At 65.3% G+C, this 21,259-nt stretch carries 18 protein-coding genes; 11 read left to right on the top strand and 7 right to left on the bottom strand.

Translation table 11 applies throughout. The features are described from left to right. Positions 1-61: 61 nt before the first annotated feature. From ACVMB1_RS13680 to ACVMB1_RS13660, 5 genes are all read left to right on the top strand, one after another. Positions 62-1,807 (top strand): ArnT family glycosyltransferase, encoded by a 1,746-nt coding sequence (locus ACVMB1_RS13680; RefSeq protein WP_375162611.1) that lies wholly within the window; start codon positions 62-64, stop codon positions 1,805-1,807. 1 nt (position 1,808) lies between these two features. Next, the gene (locus ACVMB1_RS13675) at positions 1,809-2,654 is read left to right on the top strand and encodes a phosphatase PAP2 family protein (RefSeq protein WP_141340603.1); all 846 of its coding nucleotides are present in this window, start codon (positions 1,809-1,811) and stop codon (positions 2,652-2,654) included. A gap of 84 nt (positions 2,655-2,738) precedes the next feature. Further along, positions 2,739-3,512 (top strand): glycosyltransferase family 2 protein, encoded by a 774-nt coding sequence (locus tag ACVMB1_RS13670; RefSeq protein ID WP_141340618.1) that lies wholly within the window; start codon positions 2,739-2,741, stop codon positions 3,510-3,512. Further along, on the top strand, positions 3,512-3,850 hold the full coding sequence (locus ACVMB1_RS13665) for a lipid-A-disaccharide synthase N-terminal domain-containing protein (RefSeq protein ID WP_016845896.1): 339 nt from the start codon (positions 3,512-3,514) through the stop codon (positions 3,848-3,850). The genes ACVMB1_RS13670 and ACVMB1_RS13665 overlap by 1 nt, the downstream gene beginning before the upstream one ends. Before the next feature lie 198 nt (positions 3,851-4,048). Beyond that, a complete protein-coding gene (locus tag ACVMB1_RS13660; protein ID WP_141340602.1) occupies positions 4,049-5,848 on the top strand; it encodes a M23 family metallopeptidase in 1,800 nt (599 codons plus the stop codon). 49 nt (positions 5,849-5,897) lie between these two features. Here ACVMB1_RS13660 and ACVMB1_RS13655 read toward each other — a convergent pair whose 3' ends face one another. Then, positions 5,898-7,598 (bottom strand): Na/Pi cotransporter family protein, encoded by a 1,701-nt coding sequence (locus ACVMB1_RS13655; protein WP_057016602.1) that lies wholly within the window; start codon positions 7,596-7,598, stop codon positions 5,898-5,900. A 338-nt stretch (positions 7,599-7,936) separates the two neighbouring features. Here ACVMB1_RS13655 and ACVMB1_RS13650 point away from each other — a divergent pair, with 338 nt between their 5' ends. Both ACVMB1_RS13650 and ACVMB1_RS13645 read left to right on the top strand, forming a co-directional pair. Next, on the top strand, positions 7,937-8,182 hold the full coding sequence (locus tag ACVMB1_RS13650; protein WP_076828746.1) for a PilZ domain-containing protein: 246 nt from the start codon (positions 7,937-7,939) through the stop codon (positions 8,180-8,182). A gap of 140 nt (positions 8,183-8,322) precedes the next feature. Continuing rightward, a complete protein-coding gene (locus ACVMB1_RS13645; RefSeq protein ID WP_246786575.1) occupies positions 8,323-9,147 on the top strand; it encodes a tetratricopeptide repeat protein in 825 nt (274 codons plus the stop codon). A gap of 15 nt (positions 9,148-9,162) precedes the next feature. On the opposite strand, the gene ACVMB1_RS13640 is transcribed toward ACVMB1_RS13645, so the two are convergent. The 5 genes from ACVMB1_RS13640 to metC all read right to left on the bottom strand — a co-directional run bounded on the left by ACVMB1_RS13640 (position 9,163) and on the right by metC (position 14,963). Next, a complete protein-coding gene (locus tag ACVMB1_RS13640) occupies positions 9,163-10,431 on the bottom strand; it encodes an AAA family ATPase (RefSeq protein WP_057016553.1) in 1,269 nt (422 codons plus the stop codon). After that, positions 10,428-11,168 carry a CpaD family pilus assembly protein gene (locus tag ACVMB1_RS13635; protein WP_057016603.1) on the bottom strand — a complete coding sequence of 247 codons (741 nt, stop codon included), beginning with the start codon at positions 11,166-11,168 and terminating at the stop codon, positions 10,428-10,430. The genes ACVMB1_RS13640 and ACVMB1_RS13635 overlap by 4 nt, the downstream gene beginning before the upstream one ends. 33 nt (positions 11,169-11,201) lie before the next feature. After that, complete coding sequence (locus ACVMB1_RS13630; protein WP_141340600.1) at positions 11,202-12,650, bottom strand: type II and III secretion system protein family protein; 1,449 nt, start codon at positions 12,648-12,650, stop codon at positions 11,202-11,204. Between the two features lie 34 nt (positions 12,651-12,684). Next, on the bottom strand, positions 12,685-13,485 hold the full coding sequence (gene cpaB, locus ACVMB1_RS13625) for a Flp pilus assembly protein CpaB (protein ID WP_057016555.1): 801 nt from the start codon (positions 13,483-13,485) through the stop codon (positions 12,685-12,687). 281 nt (positions 13,486-13,766) lie between these two features. After that, the gene (metC, locus tag ACVMB1_RS13620; RefSeq protein ID WP_456814419.1) at positions 13,767-14,963 is read right to left on the bottom strand and encodes a cystathionine beta-lyase; all 1,197 of its coding nucleotides are present in this window, start codon (positions 14,961-14,963) and stop codon (positions 13,767-13,769) included. Between the two features lie 328 nt (positions 14,964-15,291). Between metC and ACVMB1_RS13615 the strand changes: the two genes are divergently transcribed. Genes ACVMB1_RS13615 through ACVMB1_RS13600 form a run of 4 tightly spaced genes read left to right on the top strand, consistent with a single transcriptional unit; the run spans position 15,292 to position 19,806 of the window. Next, positions 15,292-16,308 carry an amino acid ABC transporter substrate-binding protein gene (locus ACVMB1_RS13615; protein WP_028339759.1) on the top strand — a complete coding sequence of 339 codons (1,017 nt, stop codon included), beginning with the start codon at positions 15,292-15,294 and terminating at the stop codon, positions 16,306-16,308. 23 nt (positions 16,309-16,331) lie between these two features. Continuing rightward, positions 16,332-17,537, top strand: coding sequence for an amino acid ABC transporter permease (locus ACVMB1_RS13610; RefSeq protein WP_141340598.1), 1,206 nt, complete (start codon positions 16,332-16,334; stop codon positions 17,535-17,537). Continuing rightward, positions 17,534-19,054 (top strand): amino acid ABC transporter permease, encoded by a 1,521-nt coding sequence (locus ACVMB1_RS13605; RefSeq protein ID WP_141340597.1) that lies wholly within the window; start codon positions 17,534-17,536, stop codon positions 19,052-19,054. Before ACVMB1_RS13610 ends, ACVMB1_RS13605 begins: the two co-directional genes overlap by 4 nt. A gap of 11 nt (positions 19,055-19,065) precedes the next feature. Beyond that, complete coding sequence (locus ACVMB1_RS13600) at positions 19,066-19,806, top strand: amino acid ABC transporter ATP-binding protein (RefSeq protein WP_028331915.1); 741 nt, start codon at positions 19,066-19,068, stop codon at positions 19,804-19,806. 149 nt (positions 19,807-19,955) lie between these two features. Here ACVMB1_RS13600 and ACVMB1_RS13595 read toward each other — a convergent pair whose 3' ends face one another. Then, the gene (locus ACVMB1_RS13595) at positions 19,956-20,990 is read right to left on the bottom strand and encodes a cysteine synthase A (protein ID WP_141340596.1); all 1,035 of its coding nucleotides are present in this window, start codon (positions 20,988-20,990) and stop codon (positions 19,956-19,958) included. Positions 20,991-21,259 lie beyond the last annotated feature (269 nt).

The raw sequence follows: 21,259 nt of genomic DNA, 5'->3' as shown, positions 1-21,259 counted from the left end.
CACGGCCGGAAAGCGGAACAGCACGGTTGTTTGCGCTGCGGTTTCATCGTATGCGAAACCCATGGTGGATGGCCTCCAACCCCGGCGCTTCGGAGCAGGGCAACAGTTTGTAAAACCTGCGCATTCGAGCCGCAGGCTGTTCATGGCGTTCGAGTTCGCAACGGCCAGCCAATGGCGTTCGATCCTGTTCCTGACGCTGACCTGCCTCGTGCTGTTCCTGCCGGGCTTCTTCACCATCCCGCCGATCGACCGTGACGAGGTCCGCTTTGCCCAGGCGACCAAGCAGATGGTCGAGAGTGGCGATTTCGTCGACATCCGCTTCCAGGACGACGTCCGTTACAAGAAACCGGTTGGCATCTACTGGATGCAGGCGGCTGCGCTGAAGACCGTCTCCGCGCTCGGGGTGCCGCGCGCCCAGGTCCGCATCTGGGTGTACCGCCTGCCGTCCCTGATCGGCGCCATCGGCGCCGTTTTGCTGACCTATTGGACGGCGCTGGCCTTCGTGACGCGGCAGGGGGCGTTGCTGGCCGCCCTGATGATGGCAAGCTGCGTGCTGCTCGGGGTCGAAGCGCGGCTCGCCAAGACCGACGCGATGCTGCTGCTGACCGTCACCGCGGCGATGGGCGCGATGGCGCGAGTCTATCTGTCGTGGCAGCGCGGCGAGGATCCCGCACACCCTTCATGGGGTCCGCCCGCGGTCTTCTGGACGGCACTGGCGGTCGGCATCCTGCTCAAGGGGCCGCTGATCCTGATGTTCGTCGGCCTTGCGATGGCGGGGCTTGCGATTCTCGATCGATCGGCGGCCTGGTTCTGGCGCATGCGCCCGGTCTGGGGGCTGATGTGGACCCTCGTGCTGGTGCTGCCGTGGTTCGTGCTGATCTTCCTGCGCGCCGGCGAGACCTTCTTTGCCGACTCGGTCGGCGGCGACATGCTGAGCAAGCTCGGTGCGCAGGAATCCCATGGCGCGCCGCCTGGACTCTATCTGCTGCTGTTCTGGATCACGTTCTGGCCCGGTGCGCCGCTCGCCGGCATGGCGGCGCCTGCGGTTTGGCGGGCGCGGCGCGAGCCCGGTGCGCAGTTCCTGCTGGCCTGGCTGATCCCGTCCTGGATCGTGTTCGAGGCCGTGCTGACCAAGCTGCCGCATTACGTGCTGCCGCTCTATCCGGCGATCGCGATCCTGACCGTCGGCGCGCTGGAGCGGCGCGTGCTGTCGCGCTCGCCGTGGCTCTTGCGGGGCGCCGCCTGGTGGTTCGCGATCCCCGCCTTCGGCGCGGTGCTGGTGATCGTCGGCGCCATCAAGGCGATCCATCAACCGGTGTTTCCGGCCTGGCCGTTGTTCGCCGTCGCGATGGTGTTCGGCCTGATCGCGTGGTGGTTGTTCGAGGACAGCCGCGCCGAGCGCTCGCTGCTCAATGCGGTGATTGCCGCGGCGCTGATGGCAGCCGGCACCTATGGTGTGGTGCTGCCGCGGCTTACCACCGTATTTCCGAGCCAGGAGGTCGCACGCGCCTTGCGCAACGTGACCTGCGTCGGCCCGAAGGCGGCAGCCGCCGGCTTCCACGAGCCGAGCCTCGTGTTCATGACCGATACCTCGACGCTGCTCACCGACGGATCGGGCGCCGCGGATTTCCTCGGGCAGGGCTCCTGCCGCTTCGCGCTGGTCGAACAGCGCTCGGAGCGCGCCTTCGTGCAGCGCGCCGAGGCGATTGGCCTGCGCTACAACGCGCCGGTGCGCGTCGAGGGCTACAACATCTCGCAGGGCAAGGCGGTCTCGATCGCGATCTTCCGTTCCGAAGGGACGGAATGACATGCCGGCGCCGCCAGCCATCCCGGATTCTGCCAATTATTTCGGACGATTGCTGACGCTGGTTTGGCTGTCCTTTGCCCAGCTCGTGCGGGCGCCGTCGCATTCGCGCCGCGCCGAGGCGGCGCGCCGCTCCGCGCGCCACGGACTTTTGCTCGTCGTCATCGTCGGCGCCGTGATCATCACGCTGATGTATGCGTTCGATGTCACCGAGATCGGTCTGATGCCGCCACGCGGCACGCCGGGTCTCTGGTGGGTGAAGACGCTCACCGATTTCGGCAAGGACGAGTATGTGCTGTGCGCGCTTGGCCTGCTGCTGATCGCGGTCGCGCTGGCGGCGCCTGCGCTGCGCGGCGTGCCGCGCGCCACCTTGCTTGGCTTCGGGACAAGGCTGCAATACCTGTTTCTGTCGGTCGTGCTCTCGGTCGCTGTCGGCGAATTGATCAAGTGGATCGTCGGCCGCGGGCGGCCCTTTGTCGGCGGCAAGGCCAATGCCTTCAACTTCCAGCATTTCGCCGGTACCGAGGCCTATTCGAGCTTTCCGTCGGGACATTCGATCACGGCGTTCGCGCTTGCCTTTGCGGTGTCCGCGGTGTGGCCGGGCGCGCGGTTCGCGATGCTGGTCTACGCGCTGGTCATCGCCGCGACCCGGCTCGTGCTGCTGGCGCATCATCCGAGCGACGTGGTGGCCGGCGCGCTGGTCGGGGTGATCGGCGCAATGGTCGTGCGCTACTGGTTCGCCGCCCGCCGCCTTGGTTTTGCCATTCATCGCGACGGCACTGTGGTGGCGCTGTCAGGACCGTCGGACGGGCGTCTCAAAAGGGTTGCGAGGAGCGCCTTCGCCCCATAAAAGCGGTCGCCCGACGGCCGGATCGGGCTGGTTCCATCGCCGACAACACCAACCACGAGTGCCGATTTGCCTGCTCCCGACCAGATGCCGGTCGCCGTTTCCATCGTCGTGCCCGTGCGCAACGAGGCGGACAATATCGCGCCGTTGATCGCCGAGATCGCGGCCGCGCTCGACGGACGCTGGGCCTACGAGATCGTCTACGTCAATGACGGCTCGACCGATGCCACCGGCGAGCGGCTGAGCGCGGTCATGGCCGGGCGGCGCAATCTCCGGCAGCTCCGCCACGCAACCTCGTCGGGCCAGTCGGCGGCCGTGCGCAGCGGCGTGCGCGCCGCGCGCGGCGCGATCGTGGCGACGCTCGACGGTGACGGGCAGAACAATCCCGCCTTCCTGCCGGACCTGATCGCGGCGGTCGAAAGCGGCAACGGTCGCGTCGGCCTCGCCGCGGGCCAGCGCGTCGGGCGCAAGGACACCGGCTTCAAGAAGCTGCAATCGCGCATCGCCAACACGGTGCGCGGCATCATCCTGCGCGACGGCACCCGCGACACCGGATGCGGCCTGAAGGCGTTTCCGCGCGAGGTGTTTCTGGCGATGCCTTACTTCGACGGGCTGCATCGTTTTCTTCCGGCACTGGTCCGCCGCGAGGGGCTGGCGATTGCCTATGTCGACGTCGTCGATCGGCCGCGCCATTCCGGCGTGTCGAACTATGGATTTTTCGACCGGCTATGGATCGGGATCATGGATCTCGCCGGCGTGTGGTGGCTGATCCGCCGCAAGAAGCCGACGCCGGTCGTCACTGAAGTGGTCGCTGAAGTGCCCGGTGTCACTGGTGTGCCGGGCGTGACCGAGGTGAAGTGATGCTGATTCAGTACGGTCAGGCGCTGAGCGCCTATCTCTACGACGTGTTCATCGCCAAGTTCGACTTCTGGCTGGCGTTCGGACTGATCGCGCAACTGTTCTTCACCGCGCGCTTCCTCGTGCAGTGGATTTCCAGCGAGCGCGCCGGCCAGAGCGTGGTACCGATGGCGTTCTGGTTCTTTTCGATGGGCGGCGGCCTGATGACGCTGATCTACGGGCTTGCCAAGCGTGAGCCCGTCATCATCATCGGGCAGGGGCTGGCCACGCTGATCTACATCCGCAACATCATGCTGATCGTGAAGAACCGCGGCCGCGGGTCGAAGACGCTCGATAGCTGATTGCCGTCATCGTCGGAGCGGCGAGCGGTAGGCCTTGTTCGGGAATCTCGATAGATTCCAGCATCGGGCTCAGCCCGGCATCAATTGCGACCGAATCTGAACCAAGGTCAAACATTCGCCCCAAGCCGCATGGCATCTACGGCTTGCCGTGGGCGTGGTGGCATCTCGAGACCGTGCCCCAGGGGATGAGGGGCGTTGATGACCAGCCGTGACGAAGCGACGAAAGGGGGTGGTTATCTATCGAGCGTCCGCGATATTCCGTCGCTTGACGAGCCACCGCTGACCGGCGAGCGCAAATTGCCTGACCGGCGCGCCGTCAGCCTCCGCTGGATGGCGGGGACGATTCTGATCGGATCCGCCGCCGTCGCTCTTCTTGCCGGCGCGCTTCGCGGGGCGTTTGGCGATCACGCGCGATTCGCAGCCGCGCCGGTCGTGTCACTTCCGCGCTTCGCAGGGCAGGTAGTTGACGAGGCGCGACGCGGCGATCGTCTCGACCGGAGGCTCGGCCCGCAGGGCAATTCCGCTGCGCTCAAGATTGAGCAGCTGAGCGATGCCGGCGCGGTCCGTCGATTTACCCGCGTGTCAGCGCGGCTCGCGGAGATCGATCTCGAGCCACACCAGGAAGCGCGGGGAGACGAAAAGGACGACGCGCGAGCGGGCTCGCAACACGACCTGCTGTCGGAGCTGCCAGCCATCATACGGACAGGTCCAGCGCGGCGCCCACTGCCGGGCGGCACCAGCGCCTATGCTGACGGTGAAGACGTGCCGCGTCCGCCGGCTCCGATCGGCGAGGCTGTCAACGTCACCAACCTTCCGAAGTCGCCTACGTCGTCGCGTCACCGCCGACATGTCATTATCGCGAGAAGCGGCGACACGCTGGCCGCCATTCTGCGGGCGCTGGCGGCGGCCGCGGAGGACGCGCCGGCGATCCTGGCCGCTTTCCCGTCGCCTGGCGCTCTGGAGACGCTGTCCGGTGGCGAGAAAATCACGGTCATCGAACAAGGCGAAGACGCCGGTTCGCCGCGCGGCCATGTCGCGAAGGTGTCGATCGAACGCGCCGGCTCCGATGTGTCCGCCGTCGGTCGCACCGATGGCGGCCAATACCAGCCGATCGCGCCCGAACAGCCCGACATCGCCGCGCGCAGCGAGAGCCCGCTGCGTGAGTCGATCGATACGCATTCCGTTCCGGGCGAAACACTGCGTGACGGCCTTGACGCGCTTGCGCGCTCCAACCACGTCGACCAGGGGATCGTTGCTGAACTGATGCGGCTCTGTGGCCGCGATTTCGATCTCGACGAGCCGCTCGGCGACGCCGATGTGGCCGAGATCATCTACGCGCCGAACGACATCGGTCAGCCGGAGTTGGTCTTCATCGATTTGACGGCGGGCGGACAGTCCCGCCGGTACTATCGCTTCACGGCGCCGGACGATGGCAGCTCCGATTTCTATGATGAGACCGGCCAGTCCATCACCAAATTCCTGTTGCGCAAGCCGGTCGTGACCGGCCGCCTTGGCGACGGCTTTGGTTGGCGGATTCATCCGATCCTTGGCGACCGCCGTTTCCATGAGGGCGTCGATTATGCGGCGCCCTATGGGTCGCCCATCGCGGCCGCGGGCGCCGGCGTCGTCGAGACCGAAGGGTACGAACGCGGGTACGGGAAATATATCCGCGTGCGGCACGACCGCGGTTATGAGACGACCTATGCCCACGTCGCAAGCTTCCCGCCCGCGCTGAAGATCGGAGACCGCGTTCGTCAGGGCGAGACGATCGCCTTTGTCGGATCGACCGGGCTCTCGACCGGACCGCACCTCTATTACGAGGTACGGATCAACGGCCGCAACGTCGATCCGCTTCGGATGAAGCTGTCGGGCGGCCGGCTGCTGCAAGGCGATCTGCTCGGGGCTTTCGATCGCCAGCGTGACAGCATCGACCAACTCGCTGCCATCTCCGCGCTTCTGCCGCGGCGTTTCGGCTCCGAACATCGGCCGCCGACATAGCGAGCGCAGATCGCATCACGCCATGCCGGCGCGGCGGGCCTTGCCGGGCTCAGGAGCCCGGAGAGCTCGAAGGCACGGGCGCCGCAACGTCGGTCGCTTCCATGGTGGTGCTCTCGCGATCGGCGGCGGTCTCGCCGGCGGCGTCGAGCACGGGATAGGCGACCGAGCAGATGTGCGAATGGATGCGGCGAAGGTCGCGCAGCACGTCGAGATGCAGCGAAGTGGTCTCGATGGTTTCGGGCCGGCCTTCGCGCAGGCGCTCCAGATGGCGCTCGACGGCGGCCAATTCGGCCGCGCGCAGCGCCGCCTTCTCGGTGAGCAGCTTGCGCGCCTCGTTGGCATCGCCCGACATGAACACGCCGAACGCGATCCGCAGCGAGTCGATCGTGCGCTTGTGGAACGCCGACAATTCCTCCGCGCCTTCGGTGGAGAATTGCAGGCGATGCTTGATCTTCTTGGTCGCGAGCTCGCTCAGGTTCTTGTCGATGATGTCGCCGATATGCTCGAGATTGATCGCGAACGCGACGATCTCCATCGCGCGCTGGCCCTCGCGCTCGTCCAGGCTGCCGCGGGTGAGTTTCGTGACGTAAAGCTTGATCGCCTCGTTCAGCCGGTCGACGGTGTTGTCCATCTTCGACACCTGGTCAACCAGGGCGCGATCGTTGGTCAGCATCGCCGCCATCACCTTGCGCAGCATGGCCTCGGTGTGATCGCCCATATGCAGCACCTCGCGCGCCGCATCGGCCAGCGCCAGTGAAGGCGTCTCCAGCGCACTCTCGTCGAGATAGCGCGGCCGTGATGGATCGGTCTCCTGCGCTCGCTTCGGCAGCAGACGCTCGAGCAGCCGCGCCATGTGGTCGAGCACGCCGATGAACAGCAGCGCGGTCGCAACGTTGAAGGCGATGTGGAACAGCGCAGTCGCCTTGGCGAGATCGGGTTGCCAGGCGTAGATGATCTCGGTGATCGGGCGCAGGAACGGCGCCACCAGCAGGATGCCGACGACGCGGTTGACGAGATTGCCGACCGGCAGCCGGTAGCTCGCCGGATTGTCGCGGCGCGCGCCCTCCAGTAGCGGATTGATGGCACTGCCGAGGTTGGCGCCGAGCACCAGCGCAAATGCGGCATAGGGCGAGATGAACTGGGAAAAGGCCAGCGACATCACCAGCAGCACGCTGGCGACACTGGAATGGACCAGCCAGGTGACGACGGCGCCGATCAGGATGCAGAGCACGGGATCGCCGGTGATCGCGCCCAGGAACACGCGCACGCCCGGAGCATTCTCGGCGGGCGCCATCGTATCGAGCAGGATGTGCAGCGCCAGAAGCATCAGGCCGAGGCCGATCGAGACGCGGCCGAGATCCTTGATCCGGGAGCGCGGCCCGCTGCGGAACGCAACGAGGCCGACGATGAACAGGACCGGCGCGATGGCGGCGACGTTGAACGACAGCACCTGCACGATCAGCGTGGTGCCGATATTGGCGCCGAGCATGATCGCGAGCGCCGGCACCAGGCTGACGATCTCTTCGGCGGCGAAGGAACTGGTGATCAGGGCAGTCGCGGTCGAACTCTGGAGCAGGGCGGTCAGGCCGAGGCCGGCGCCAAGGGCGGTAAAGCGATTGCGCAGCGCCCGGGCGAGCAGCAGCCGCAAATCCGGTCCGAAGGCGCGCAGAATCCCGCTATGGACCATGTGCAGGCCCCACAGCAGGAGCGCCACGCCCCCCATCAGATCGAGCAGAACAATGCTTCCCATGCTTCCTGGCATCCCGGCGAATTCGAGTCGAATGAACATAGGTATCGTCTATCGACTGGCGATCAACCCCTTTTTGTTCTCATGCGACCACGGCGGGAGCGACGCACGCTATCGAGTGAGGCGGCCTATCGGGTAGACGTCATTCGACCTGCAGCACATATCATTCAACTATTCAATCTTTGATTGATCAAAGCTCGTGTCTCCCGGCGAGGGCGCCCCCCGGTAAACGAATCCCGAACGCGACCGCTCAATTGCGATGGGTTCCGCTAGGCAGTTTCCAATCTTTCCCCGCTATGACGATAGGCCAGGAAGTTGCCCAGAAAGGCTTGGGGATCAGAATGTTTATGAATCGCCGCAAGAGCGAACGCCGCCCGTGCCGGAGCGTCGCCAAAATTCAGCTGGGCACAGGGTCGCTGCCACGCGACTGCATGATCACCGATATTTCGGCCGGCGGCGTCAAGGTGATCGCCGAATATCTGGAGATCCCGCCGGAATTCACCATCATCCTGTCGAGCGGCAGTCCGCGTCAGTGCCGGCTGGCCTGGCAAATCGGGCACGAGTTCGGCGCTCAGTTCGTCGATTGAATCTGCCATTTGGCTGCTGTCTCGCCAGGCGTCCGGCACCGCATCTGGGCCGGATGACGGCGACATGATGGCATCCTTAACCGGACCTTAGGGTTAAGCTGTGAGCATCCCGGAACCTTCGCCGTTCCGAGTCTCGCTTTATGTTTGAGAAATTCCCCCGACCCTCAGGCCGCGCGCGCTGTCTCGCGGGCACGGTATCTGCCACGATCCTGCTGATCGGGTTGTCTGCCTGTCAAACCTCCGGCCCGTCTGACATCACCGGCTCATTGGGCGACACGGCGGAGGCCACGCCGGCCCCGGCCGATCCGCGGCGCGACATCGCGACCTACCACGAGCGCGTCCGCGCCAACCCGAAAGACACCGACGCCGCGCTGAAATACGCCCGGGCGCTGCGCGCCACCGGCCAGCGGGCCCAGGCGGTCGCCGTCATGGAGCAGGCGGTGCTGGCGCAGCCCAGCAACAAGGCGCTGCTCGCGGGTTACGGACGGGCGCTCGCCGACAACGGCAATTTCCAGCAGGCATTCGACGTGCTCGGGCGCGCGCATACCCCGGAAGATCCGGACTGGCGCATCCTGTCGGCGCAGGGCGCCGTGCTCGACCAACTCGATCGCCACGACGAGGCGCGGCAGTATTATGCGAGTGCGCTGAAGATCGTGCCTGACGATCCGTCAGTGCTCTCCAATATCGGGCTGTCCTATCTGCTGTCGAAGGACCTGCCGAAGGCCGAGGAGACGCTGCGCCGCGCGCGGGAGCGCGCCCCCGGCGACATGCGGGTGCGAACCAATCTCGCCGTCGTTGTTGGCTTGCAGGGCCGCCAGTCCGAGGCGGAAACCATCATGAAGGCCGATTTGCCGGCGGAGCAGGGCTCAGCCAACGTCGCCGCGCTGAAGCGACTGTTGGCGCGCAGGGATGCGAGCCGCGCCGACGCCGAGAAGATCCCGGTCGCAGCCAGTCGCCGCGACTAGAGCGCTAGCGGGACGCTAGCCGGCGGCCCGGCGCCCGTCATTTCGGCGCGACTGCAGCTTCCTGAGGATGGGCGACAGGAACGACTCGCGGGCTTCGGCGAGATCGGGACGGCCGGTGAGGCGTTGCGCAATCTGCAGGAAAGTCCTTGTGGTGCGGTGACGCGCGGAGACTTCCGCGATCATCTGGCCGTTGTTGGCGGCTTCACCGAACAGCCTGCAGTCGAACGGGATCGCCGCGATCGGCTGGCTCTCGATGGTCTTGGCGAAATCCTTGACCTCGATCTCGGGGCGCTTCGACATGCCGACCTGGTTCAGGCAGTAGAGCGGCGGACGGTCGTTCGGACGCGCGGTCCTCAACAGGTTCATCATGTTCTTGGTGTTGCGCATGTTGGCGAGGTCGGGCTCGGCCACGATCAGGATATCGTCGGCACCGACCAGCACGCGTTTGGTCCAGGCGGTCCATTGATGCGGCACGTCGAGCACGATGCAGGACGTCGTCATGCGCATCGTATCGAAGATGGCATCGAACGCCTCGGCGCCGAAATCGTAGACCTGGTCGAGGGTGGCCGGCGCCGCCAGCAGGCTGAGATGATCGCCGCACTTTGCGAGCAGGCGTTCCATGAAGGCAGAGTCCGGACGCTCGGGCGAGAACACGGCGTTGGCGATGCCCTGCACCGGGTCCTGATTGTAGTCCAGGCCGGCCGTACCGAAGGCGAGGTCGAGATCGACGACGACCGAATCCAGCCCGAGGTCGCGTGCGATGGTCCAGGCGACATTGTGGGCAATGGTCGAGGCGCCGACGCCGCCCTTGGCGCCCGCGACCGCGATCAGGCGGCCGACCGAGACCGCTTCGGAGGCCGAGAACAGGCTGCAGATCGAGCGCACGATGTCGAGCACCTTGACCGGCCCGATGACGTAGTCGTTGACGCCGCGCCGGACCAATTCGCGATACGGCGCAGTCTCGCCGGCCGTGCCGAGCACCACGACGCGGGTGCCGGGATCGCAGACCGTGGCGAGCTCGTCGAGACCGGCGAGGAAATCATGATCCGGCTCGGTCTCGAGCATGATGACGTTGGGCGTCGGCGCCTTGTGGTAGGCGTCGATCGCCGCGGCGATGCCGCCCATATGGACCGAGAGATGAGCCTTGGCGAGCCGGCGGTCGTCGGCAGCCGCGCGTGCGTTCGCGGCGGTCGCGACGCTTGCGCAGAACGCCTGCACGGAAATCCGCGGCGCCGGCGCGATGTAATCGTTGGCGTGCTGCGGCTCGTCTTGTTGTTCGGTCATTTCGCGGCGTCGCTCAGCTTGGCTTTCTCGGCTTCGGGGTAGGCGGTCGCGGTCGACTCACCCTTGCGGTATTTATCGAACGCGATCGTACGGCGCGGCGTATAGGCTGCGGTCTCGGTTCGCGGCTGTTCGAGGTCGGACGGATTGGCGACCATCGCGGCAAGGTTACGCTGCGTGGCGCAGCCGAAATTGTCGTACTGCTTGTTCTGGTTGTAGTTCGGATTGTAGATCGAGGGACCGAGGTCGCTCGGCCACACTCCGCAGGGACCGGCGACGGCGGCCATCTTCGGATAGCTCAGCCGAATGGTCGGAAGCGCGCGCGGATCATCGAGATGGTAGGAGCGCTTGGTGATGGCATGGGCGGGTACGCCCATCGACGCCAGCAGGCCGCGGATCTCCTGATACACCGCCTGTGCCGAGCGCGAGTTCGAGCTGTCGGCCGGCACGTCGATCGCAATCGCGCCGGTGCCTTCGCGCCGCCAGGTGCGCGCCAGCCCCATGACGTCGTCGCGCTGCGCTTCGGTGAGGTTGCCGCGGGCGCGGCCGACGAAGACGACGATCGACTGTTCGCCCTCGGTCACCGCGATCGGATGCCGCTGCCGGTAGTCGTCGCCCACGGTGCCGGTGGCAAGATTGTCGCCCGTCAGATTGCAGCCGCCGAGCGCGATCGCGCTGACGACGACGGCGCCCAACAGCGACAGCGTCCTGGCACGACCGGCTTGTGTGTTGCGTGTCATCATAGGATCCCCCAACCCCTTCAGGTCCGCGCCTCAGTCGATGATGAAGCCGAAATTGACCGGCGTGGCGCCGATCGGCTCGCTGCGGGCGGCGACGCCGTAGATGCGATTGACGCGCGCCAGCAGTGCCGACTGCGCGTCGGAAGCAGGGGCAAATCCGTCGTCGGGACGGGACAGCTCCTTCTGCGCAACGGCGCGCACCACGTAGGGCGTCACGATGACCATGAGCTCGGTCTCGTTGTTGACGAAGTCCTGGCTCCGGAAGAGCTGGCCGAGGATCGGGATCTGATCGACGCCGGGCATGCCGTTGATGGCCTGCTTGGTCTGCTCCTGGATCAAACCGGCCATCGCGATCGAGCCGCCGGAGGGCACCTCCAGCGTGGTGTCGGCGCGGCGGGTCTTGATCGAGGGAATGGTCGTGCCGTTCTGGCCGCCGGTCAGGGCGTTCTCCATCGAGACTTCGGAGACCTCGGTCATCACCTTCAGGCTGATCCGTCCCTCGGTCAGCACCACCGGCGTGAAGTTGAGCGAGATGCCGAACTTCTTGAAGCTGACGGTCTGCACGCAATTGCCGATCGTGCCCGACGTCGTCGTCTGGCAGGTGACGCCGGTCGGAATCGGAAACTCGCCGCCCGAGATGAAGGTCGCCGACTCGCCGGAGATCGCGGTGAGGTTGGGCTCGGCCAGCGTCTTGACCACGCCCGCGCTCTCCATCGCGCGCAGCGTCGCCGTGACGGTCGGCACGCCGAGCTTGTTCAGGGCTGCGCCCGTCAGCCCGTTGTTGGGGGCGAGCGCACCGTTATTGGCGGTGAAGGCGTTGGCGTTGTTGAAGACCACCGCGGCGGTGCCGTAGTTCATGTTGGCGCTGAGGTCGACGCCGAGCTGCTTGACGACGTCCCGGCGGACTTCGGCGACGGTGACTTTCAGCATCACCTGGTCGCGGCCGCGGACCACGATGGAATTGACGACCTTGTCGGCGCTGCCGACCAGTTTGGCGGCGATGTCGCCGGCCTGCTGGGCCTCGACCGGGCTTGCCACCGTGCCGGTCAGGACGACGCTGTCGCCGACGCCCTCGATCTGGACGCCGGGCAGCATCTGCTTCAGCGCGGCGCGCATTCCGTTAAGGTCGCGCTTGATCGCGATGTCGTAGGAGGCGACCTGGTTGCCGTCGGCGTCGAAGAACACCACGTTGGTCTGGCCGACTGCCGCGCCGATGATATAGGCGCGCTGCGCCGAGCGGATCACGGCGTTGGCGATCTTGGGATCGGCGACCAGAACGTCCTTGGCCTCGCGCGGCAGATCGACCACGACCGACTTGCCAACGCCGAGCGAGACGGAGCGCGTCTTGGCGGCGATGCTGCTCGTCACCGCGACATCCGCGTTCTTGTCGGGATCGGTCGCGCTGGCAAGGGCAGGGATCAGCATCAGCGCGGTGATCGCCGACAATGACAGCGCGCGGACCAGCTTGGTCGACGTCGCCATTTGTTTCGCACCCGTCGTCATATCGAAGCCCCCATCACTTCTGTGTCGTCAGAGAGCTCGGGATGCCGAAGCGCACCACCTTGATGCTCTCGCCCCGCTTCGGGGCATGGTCTCTGGTCTCGTCGGTCTGCTCGTTGACGTCGGCGATGCTGCGCAGCGCCAGCGCCAGCGTTCCGCTCTGCCGGGCGCGCGCCAGCGTCTCGGCCTGTTCGGGCTTGAGCTCGAGGGTCACGGTCTTGCCGACGAGGGAGTTGTTGCCGTCCTTCTCCTTCGGCGCCTGGTCGATCGCCAGCACGCGGACGTTGGACAGCAGGATTTCAGTGGTGACGATATCGCGGCCGCCTTGCTGATCGGGATTCTTGTCGCGACGCGACAGGATCACATCGACGCGGTCGTTCGGCAGAATGAAGCCGCCGGCGCCCGTCTCCGGCGAGATTTCGGTGGAAATCGCGCGCATGCCGGAGGGCAGGATCGCGGCCATGAAGCCGCTTCCGTTGGCCTTGACCAGCTTTTGCTCGCGGATCGGTTCGCCGACGATGAAGGGCGCGCGTGCGATCGAACCGATGATGTCGTTCATGGCATTGGCGTTGGCGTCGTGACGGATGAACGCGCTGCTTGCAGTTTCGGCCGGCCAGCGCTGCCACTGGATGTCTTCGGCCTTGACCGATTGACCGAGCCCGATGTCGGACTTAGCGACCAGCACTTCGACGGTCGGCAGTTGCGCGACGGGCGGCGCGACCGGCGCCGGTTTGCGATCGCCAACGCTCGCGAGATACATGGCCGCGAGGCCTGCGACGCCGGCGATGCCGAGGACCACGATGCGTGCCGTTTTCATGCGATTGTCTGAATGCCCTTCACACAGGGCAATCGCGTCCTTGCGGCACTGACAGCCCTTCCCGAGGCATCACTACGGCCGCAAAAGTATAAGGGAACTTGATGGAAGGTCCGGACAATTAAGGGATTGGTGGGGATGGTGAACGGCGAGTTATCGGCGCTGTTGCATCTCCGCAGAATCCCGGAGATCGCGCGTGCTTAAGGCGTACGACGTTGGTCGCAACGCGGCGTCAGCGCCGGTGGAGCGTGGTTAATGTCGTCTAACGTGGCAGGGCGCGAGGATCAGAGCGCGGCCTTCAACGCCGCAAATCCACGGTCGAGATCGGCCTTGAGGTCGTCGAGATTCTCGAGCCCGATATGCAGCCGCAGCGTCGGCCCGCCCGGCGACCATTTGGTCGCGGTGCGATAGTCGCTGCAGTCGAACGGGATGGCGAGGCTTTCGAAGCCGCCCCAGGAAAAGCCCATGCCGAACAAAGTGAGCGCGTTCAGCATTGCATCGACCGCGGTCTGTGGCACCGGCTTCAGCACGATGCTGAACAGCCCGGAGGCGCCGGTGAAGTCGCGTTTCCAGATCGCGTGCCCGGGATCGGTGTCGAGGGCAGGGTGCAGCACGCGATCGACCTCGGGCCGCGCGCCGAGCCAGCGCGCGATCTCGAGTCCGGAGCGGTGGTGCTGCGCAAGCCGCACCGATAGCGTGCGAACCCCGCGCAGCGCGAGATAGACGTCGTCGGGGCCGGCGCAGACGCCGAGCAGGCGGATCGCCTCCTGGATCAGCGGCCAGGCTTTCGCATTGGCTGCGATGGTGCCGAACATGATGTCGGAGTGGCCGCCGATATATTTGGTGCCGGCCTGCATGCTGATGTCGACGCCCTGTTCGAGCGAGCGGTGATAGAGCGGCGTCGCCCAGGTGTTGTCGTCGATCATGAGCGCGCCGCGGGCGTGCGCCACGGCCGATATCGCCCGCACGTCCGGCATCTCGAACGTCTGCGAGCCGGGCGCTTCGATCAGCACCGCGCGGGTGTTCGGCTTGAACAGCGTCTCGATGCCGGCGCCGATCAGCGGATCGAAATAGCTGGTCTCGATGCCGTAGCGCTTGAGCATGTTGTCGCAGAAATTGCGGGTCGGCCGATAGGCATTGTCGCACACCAGGAGATGATCGCCGGTTTTGAGTACGGCGAGCAGCGTGGTGCTGATCGCCGCCAGTCCCGACGGGGCAAGGCCGACGCCGGCGCATTGCGGGCCTTCCAGCGCCATCAGCACGTCCTGCAGCGCCCGCGTGGTCGGGCTGCCATGGCGGCCGTAGGTAAATTCGGCGCGATGGGCGTAGAGGTCCTCCGCGGTCGGATAGAGCACGGTCGAGCCGTGAAACACCGGCGGATTGACAAAGCCCTTCTGGGCCTTGGTGTCGCGGCCGGCCGTGACCAGGCGGGTGGCGGCCTGTTGCGGGTGGGAGGGCGTGGAGCCGTCGGAAGAGGTCATGGAGCGCTGCCGTTAGACTTTAGACTTTTTGCCGCAGCCGTACCGCGTCGGGAAGACGGGGCCGGGCCGGGAGGTGTTACTAACAAGAGGTAGAAGACATGCGTCAACCCCTTGACCCGGCTCGTCAGTCGCTATGTGATGCGGCGCAACTACCAGTCGCCGCACGTTGAGGGGCCTGCCGCGACCTACGATCCGTTGCCTGACCGGTTTGCAGGTCAAACTGCCGGTCAAATCGGCATTTTTGCTGCAAGGGATCATTGGGATGGCCCGTGAACGCGAGGCGATCACAATGCAAACGTCCACCGGACGACCCTGAAAGGCCCCGCCCATGAAACGCGTATCCCTGGCTGTCACCCTCGCCGCTGCCGCCGCCCTGTCGGTCCAGGCCGCCTCGGCGCAAACCCTCAAGACGGTCAAGGACCGAGGCCAGCTGTCCTGCGGCGTCAGCGGCGGCCTGCCGGGCTTCTCGTCGCCGGACGACAAGGGGAACTGGACCGGCATCGACGTCGACATCTGCCGTGGCATCGCGGCGGCGATCTTCGACGATCCGTCCAAGGTCAAGTTCGTGCCGCTGTCGGCCAAGGACCGCTTCACCGCGCTGCAGTCGGGCGAGATCGACGTGCTGTCGCGCAACACCACCTGGACGCTGTCGCGCGATACCTCGCTCGGCGCCAACTTCACCGGCGTGACCTATTATGACGGGCAGGGCTTTCTGGTGAAGAAGTCGCTGAAGGTGAACTCGGCGCTGGAGCTGAACAGCGCGTCGGTCTGCGTGCAGACCGGCACCACGACCGAGCAGAACCTCGCCGACTACTTCAAGGGCAACAACATGAAGTACGAGGTGATCGCGTTCGCCGGTGCCGACGAGACCGTGAAGGCCTACGAGACCGGCCGCTGCGACGTGTTCACCTCCGACGTGTCCCAGCTCTATGCGCAGCGACTGAAGCTCGCCAACCCGGCCGATCACGTCGTGCTTCCCGAGATCATCTCCAAGGAGCCGCTCGGCCCGATGGTTCGCCATGGCGACGACCAGTGGTTCGACATCGTGAAGTGGGCGCTGTTCGCCCAGATCAATGCCGAGGAACTCGGTGTCACCCAGAAGAACGTCGACGAGATGGCCAAGTCGGACAAGCCCGACCTCAAGCGCGCCTTCGGCACCGACGGCAATCTCGGTGAGCAGCTCGGCCTGACCAAGGACTGGTTCTCCCGCATCATCAAGGCCGTCGGCAATTACGGCGAGATGTACGATCGCAACGTCGGCGTCGGATCGAAGCTGCAGATCGCACGCGGGCTCAACAATCTCTGGAACAAGGGCGGCATCCAGTACGCGCCTCCGATCCGCTGATCGGCGACGAGGCGGCTGCGGCGATGACGACCGAGCCCCGAAAACCACCGCTGCAGTTCATCTTCCGCCTGAAGCGCGCGCTCGGCGGCCAGTCCGGCTGGACTGGCCTTGCCGTGCAGATCGTGTTCGCGGCGGTGTTGGCCTGGGTCGCCTATGAGATCGTGGCCAATGCCCGCGCCAACCTGGAGACGCAGCGCATTGCCTCCGGGTTCGGGTTTCTCAAAAACAATGCGGGCTTTGATGTCAGCCTGAACCTGATCCCGTATTCGGGGTCGGACACCTATACGCGGGTGTTCTTCGTCGGCCTGCTCAACACGCTGCTGGTTGCGGGCATTGGCATCGTCTTCGCCACCATCATCGGCTTCATCATTGCGCTGTGCCGGCTGTCGCCGAACTGGCTGTTGGCGCGGCTCGGCGAGATCTATGTCGAGATCGTCCGCAATCTGCCGCTGCTGTTCCAGCTGTTATTCTGGTACCTCGCGGTGCTGGCGGCGCTGCCGGGGCCGCGCCAGAGCATCTCGCTGTTCAACGCCTTCTTCCTCTCCAATCGCGGGCTGGTGATCCCGCGGCCGATCGGCGAGCCCGGGCTCGATCCGCTTCTGATCGCGCTCGCGATTGGCGTCGCAGGCGCGCTGGCGCTGCGCGGCTATGCGAGGCGGGCGCTGTTTCAACGCGGGCAGGCGATCCGGATCTGGCCCTATGTACTCGGCCTGCTGGCTGGCTTGCCACTGGTGACGATGCTGGTGTTCGGGCTGCCGGTGACCTTCGAGCTGCCGCAACTCAAGGGCTTCAACTTCGCCGGCGGCGCGCGGGTGATTCCGGAGCTGGTTGCGCTGGCGGTTGCGCTGTCGACCTATACGGCGGCGTTCATCGCCGAGATCGTTCGCGCCGGTATTCTGTCGGTCCATAGGGGACAGATGGAAGCCGGCTCGTCGCTCGGCCTGTCGCGCGGCACAACCTTGCGGCTGATCGTCGTGCCGCAGGCGATGCGCGTCATCGTTCCGCCGCTGACCAACCAGTACCTCAACCTGACCAAGAATTCGTCGCTGGCGGTCGCGATCGGCTATCCCGACCTGGTCTCGGTATTTGCCGGAACGACGCTGAGCCAGACCGGCCAGGCGATCGAGATCATCGCCATCACCATGGGCGTGTACCTGCTGATCTCGCTGGTCACCAGCGCGATCATGAGCGTCTATGGCTGGCGCATCAACCGGAGCCTTGGGGCATGACCGACGCCACCGCGTCATCCTTCGTCCGGCAGGATCTGGTGCCCGAACGCCGGGCGCCGGTGAAGACCACCGGCCTCGTCGGTTTCATCCGCACGAGGCTCTTGAATTCGCCGACCAACATCCTGCTGACGATCCTGGCGCTGGGGCTGCTCTGGTACACGGTCGTTCCCGCGTTCAAGTTCCTGCTGGTCGATGCGGTCTGGAGCGGCAAGGACCGCAATGCATGTCTCGCCGAGACCGCCGGCCGTCAGGTCGGCGCCTGCTGGCCCTACATCCAGGCCAAGCTCACCCAGCTGATCTACGGCTTCTATCCGGAAGCCGAACGCTGGCGCGTCAACCTGACCTTCGTCCTTGCGGCCGTCCTGTTGCTGCCACTCCTTATTCCGCGCCTGCCGGCGAAGGGCCTGAATGCGGGTCTGTTCTTCTTCGCGTTCCCGGCGGTCGCCTTCTTCCTGCTGCGCGGCGGCGGACTAGCCGGCTTCGGCGTCAGTTGGGTCGCGAGCCTGTTGCAGCTGTTCGACGACAGCATCGTCAATGCCGGTCGGGCGCTGGTCAATCTCAGCCGGAGTTCGGCGATCGGGCCGCTGCTGTGGGCCGTCGGCAATATCATCGTGCTCGTCGGCAGCCTGATCGGCTGGCTGATCTTTCCGCTGACCTGGCTGCGCGAGCAGCTCCAGATGTCGATCCAGCCGCTGTGGTTCGACTTCCTGCTGACCACGGCGATCGTCTCGCTGATCCTGTTTTTCCTCGGCGGCGGCATGCGAACCGGACAACGGGCGCTGCTCGGGAGCCTGGCGAGCTTCGCCGGCATCGCGATCGTGATCAAGCTGATGGGGCTCGACCGCGGCGGACTGCCTATCGTCGACACCAGGCTGTGGGGCGGCCTCCTGGTGACGCTGGTGGTGTCGGTCACCGGCATCGTCACCTCGATGCCGATCGGGATCGCGCTGGCGCTGGGCCGCCGCTCGACCATTCCGCTGATCCGGATATTCTCGATCGCCTTCATCGAGTTCTGGCGCGGCGTGCCGCTGATCACCGTGCTGTTCTTCGCAACCTACATGCTGCCGCTGTTCCTGCCGGGCAACTTCAACGTCGACGGGCTGGTCCGCGCGCTGATCGGCATTGCGCTGTTTGCCGGCGCCTATCAGGCCGAGGTGGTGCGCGGCGGCCTTGCCGCAATCCCGCGCGGGCAGGGCGAGGCGGCGAGCGCGCTCGGCCTGTCCTGGTGGAAGACCACGTCGCTGATCGTGATGCCGCAGGCGCTGCGCCACGTCATTCCGGGTCTCGTCAACAGCTTCATCGCCCTGTTCAAGGACACCTCGCTGGTTTCGATCGTCGCACTGTTCGACCTCTTGGGATCGTTGCACGCGACGTTCTCCGATCCGACCTGGTCGACGCCGACCACGGCCTTTACCGGCTTCGCCTTCGCTGGAATGATCTACTTCGTGTTCTGCTTTGGAATGTCGCGCTACTCGCTGTTCGTCGAAAACCGGCTCAACGCTCACCGCCGCCACTGAACAAGGTCATCATGTCCACAACCCCGATCGTCAACATTTCCGCTCTCAACAAATGGTACGGCGACTTCCACGTGCTGCGCGACATCAACCTGGAGGTCGGCAAGGGCGAGCGCATCGTGATCTGCGGCCCATCCGGTTCGGGCAAGTCGACCCTGATCCGCTGCATCAACGCGCTGGAGGAATTCCAGGAGGGCGAGATCGTGGTCGACGGCATCGACCTCGGCCCGAACCTTCGCCGTGTCGACGAAGTCCGCCGCGAGGTCGGCATGGTTTTCCAGAGCTTCAACCTGTTCCCGCATCTCACCGTGCTCGACAATTGCACGCTGGCGCCGATCTGGGTGCGCAACATCCCGAAGAAGGATGCCGAGGCCACCGCGATGAAGTTCCTCGAGCGGGTCAAGATCCCGCATCAGGCCAACAAGTTTCCCGGCCAGATGTCGGGCGGTCAGCAGCAGCGCGTTGCGATCGCCCGCGCGCTGACCATGAACCCGAAGGTGATGCTGTTCGACGAGCCGACCTCGGCGCTCGACCCGGAGATGGTCAAGGAAGTGCTCGACACCATGGTCGATCTTGCCAAGGAGGGCATGACCATGCTGGTCGTGACCCACGAAATGGGCTTTGCCCGCGAGGTCGCCAACCGCGTCGTGTTCATGGACGCGGGCCAGATCATCGAATCGAACACGCCGCAGGAATTCTTCGCCAACCCGCAGCATGCGCGGTCGAAGCTGTTCCTGAGCCAGATTCTGCGGTGATTTCTGCCGTCATTGCGAGCCACCCGGTCGGCGCAAAGCGCCGCCGGATGACAGGCTCCGCGAAGCAATCCAATCCTCCGCATCGGAAGCATGGATTGCTTCGTCGCAATAGCTCCTCGCAATGACGTCTGCGGGGACACATTCGCTCCCTAGATCAGCGGCAGCTCGATCTTGCTGCGCTTTTCCAGCCATTCCGGGACCGGCAGGTTCTTCGAGCGCATGAAGGCCGGGTTGAACAGCTTGGACTGATAGCGGTTGCCGGAGTCGCAGAGGATGGTGACGATGGTCTTGCCGGGGCCGAGCTGCTTGGCGAGCTGGATCGCGCCCGCGATGTTGACGCCGGTCGAGCCGCCGAGGCACAGGCCTTCGTGCTCCAAAAGCTCATAGATGATGGTCACCGCTTCCTCGTCGGAGATCAGGAACGCAGTGTCGACCTTCGCCGTCTCGACCACAGGCGTGACGCGTCCGAGCCCGATGCCTTCCGTGATCGAATCGCCCGGCGTCGATTTGACCTGCCCATTCTTGAATAGTTCGTACATCCCGAAGCCGTGCGGATCGGCGCAGGCGATGACGATGGCCGGGTTCTTTTCCTTCAGGTAGCGGCTGATGCCGGCGAGCGTGCCGCCGGTGCCGACCGAGCAGATGAAGCCGTCGACCTTGCCGTCGGTCTGCTGCCAGATTTCCGGTCCGGTCGAGTCGTAATGCGCCTTGGGATTGTCGAGGTTGTTCCACTGGTCGGCAAACAGCACGCCGTTCGGTTCGGTCTTGCGCAGCTGCTCCGCGAGACGCCTGCCGAGATGCTGATAGTTGTTCGGATTGGCGAAGGGCAGCGCCGGCGCCTCGACCAGTTCGGCACCGCACAGCCGCAGCATGTCCTTCTTTTCCTGGCTCTGCGTCTCCGGAATGACGATCAGGGTGCGGTAGCCGCGCGCACTCGCCACGACAGCAAGCCCGATCCCGGTATTGCCCGCGGTCGACTCGACCACGAGGCCGCCGGGCTTCAGCGTGCCGCGCCTCTCGGCCTCCAGGATCATCCATTTGCCGGCACGATCCTTCACCGACTGGCCCGGGTTCATGAATTCGGCCTTGCCGAGAATGGTGCAGCCGGTCAGTTCGGACGCGCGTTTCAGCTTGATGAGGGGGGTGTTGCCGATCGCTTCGATGACGTCTTTGTTGAATATCATGTCGGGGAATTTCTTTGCCGGTCTGGGTCTTGCTTGGCGAACCTAGTGTGCTGATCGAAAAAGGGAAGGGCTTTTGCACTGCGGCAAAACACGGGTTCAACACGCTTGACCTCGCAAGCGCGGAGGTCACGGGCTTGGGGAGAACTCCGTTTTGTGGCGGTCGGGTCGGCCAGCACAATCATCCTGTGGTCCGCGGTTTCGCGTGAGTTGCGCGCTCTCGGCCAATCAAGACCTGACGGCGCGGTGCGCGGTGGCGCGAGTCTGGCGCC

It is taken from the genome of Bradyrhizobium sp. USDA 4504 (assembly GCF_054063995.1).
The sequence above is the reverse complement of the archived record's forward strand: the minus strand, read 5'-3'. Positions and strand labels throughout refer to the sequence as shown.

What these genes read in the sequence shown, in the direction of transcription:
- ACVMB1_RS13680 (WP_375162611.1), top strand. Translation starts at nt 62, where the DNA reads ATGGTGGATGGCCTCCAACCCCGGCGCTTCGGAGCAGGGCAACAGTTT.
- ACVMB1_RS13675 (WP_141340603.1), top strand. Translation starts at nt 1,809, where the DNA reads ATGCCGGCGCCGCCAGCCATCCCGGATTCTGCCAATTATTTCGGACGA.
- ACVMB1_RS13670 (WP_141340618.1), top strand. Translation starts at nt 2,739, where the DNA reads ATGCCGGTCGCCGTTTCCATCGTCGTGCCCGTGCGCAACGAGGCGGAC.
- ACVMB1_RS13665 (WP_016845896.1), top strand. Translation starts at nt 3,512, where the DNA reads ATGCTGATTCAGTACGGTCAGGCGCTGAGCGCCTATCTCTACGACGTG.
- ACVMB1_RS13660 (WP_141340602.1), top strand. Translation starts at nt 4,049, where the DNA reads ATGACCAGCCGTGACGAAGCGACGAAAGGGGGTGGTTATCTATCGAGC.
- ACVMB1_RS13655 (WP_057016602.1), bottom strand. Translation starts at nt 7,598, where the DNA reads ATGGGAAGCATTGTTCTGCTCGATCTGATGGGGGGCGTGGCGCTCCTG.
- ACVMB1_RS13650 (WP_076828746.1), top strand. Translation starts at nt 7,937, where the DNA reads ATGTTTATGAATCGCCGCAAGAGCGAACGCCGCCCGTGCCGGAGCGTC.
- ACVMB1_RS13645 (WP_246786575.1), top strand. Translation starts at nt 8,323, where the DNA reads ATGTTTGAGAAATTCCCCCGACCCTCAGGCCGCGCGCGCTGTCTCGCG.
- ACVMB1_RS13640 (WP_057016553.1), bottom strand. Translation starts at nt 10,431, where the DNA reads ATGACCGAACAACAAGACGAGCCGCAGCACGCCAACGATTACATCGCG.
- ACVMB1_RS13635 (WP_057016603.1), bottom strand. Translation starts at nt 11,168, where the DNA reads ATGACACGCAACACACAAGCCGGTCGTGCCAGGACGCTGTCGCTGTTG.
- ACVMB1_RS13630 (WP_141340600.1), bottom strand. Translation starts at nt 12,650, where the DNA reads ATGGCGACGTCGACCAAGCTGGTCCGCGCGCTGTCATTGTCGGCGATC.
- cpaB (WP_057016555.1), bottom strand. Translation starts at nt 13,485, where the DNA reads ATGAAAACGGCACGCATCGTGGTCCTCGGCATCGCCGGCGTCGCAGGC.
- metC (WP_456814419.1), bottom strand. Translation starts at nt 14,963, where the DNA reads ATGACCTCTTCCGACGGCTCCACGCCCTCCCACCCGCAACAGGCCGCC.
- ACVMB1_RS13615 (WP_028339759.1), top strand. Translation starts at nt 15,292, where the DNA reads ATGAAACGCGTATCCCTGGCTGTCACCCTCGCCGCTGCCGCCGCCCTG.
- ACVMB1_RS13610 (WP_141340598.1), top strand. Translation starts at nt 16,332, where the DNA reads ATGACGACCGAGCCCCGAAAACCACCGCTGCAGTTCATCTTCCGCCTG.
- ACVMB1_RS13605 (WP_141340597.1), top strand. Translation starts at nt 17,534, where the DNA reads ATGACCGACGCCACCGCGTCATCCTTCGTCCGGCAGGATCTGGTGCCC.
- ACVMB1_RS13600 (WP_028331915.1), top strand. Translation starts at nt 19,066, where the DNA reads ATGTCCACAACCCCGATCGTCAACATTTCCGCTCTCAACAAATGGTAC.
- ACVMB1_RS13595 (WP_141340596.1), bottom strand. Translation starts at nt 20,990, where the DNA reads ATGATATTCAACAAAGACGTCATCGAAGCGATCGGCAACACCCCCCTC.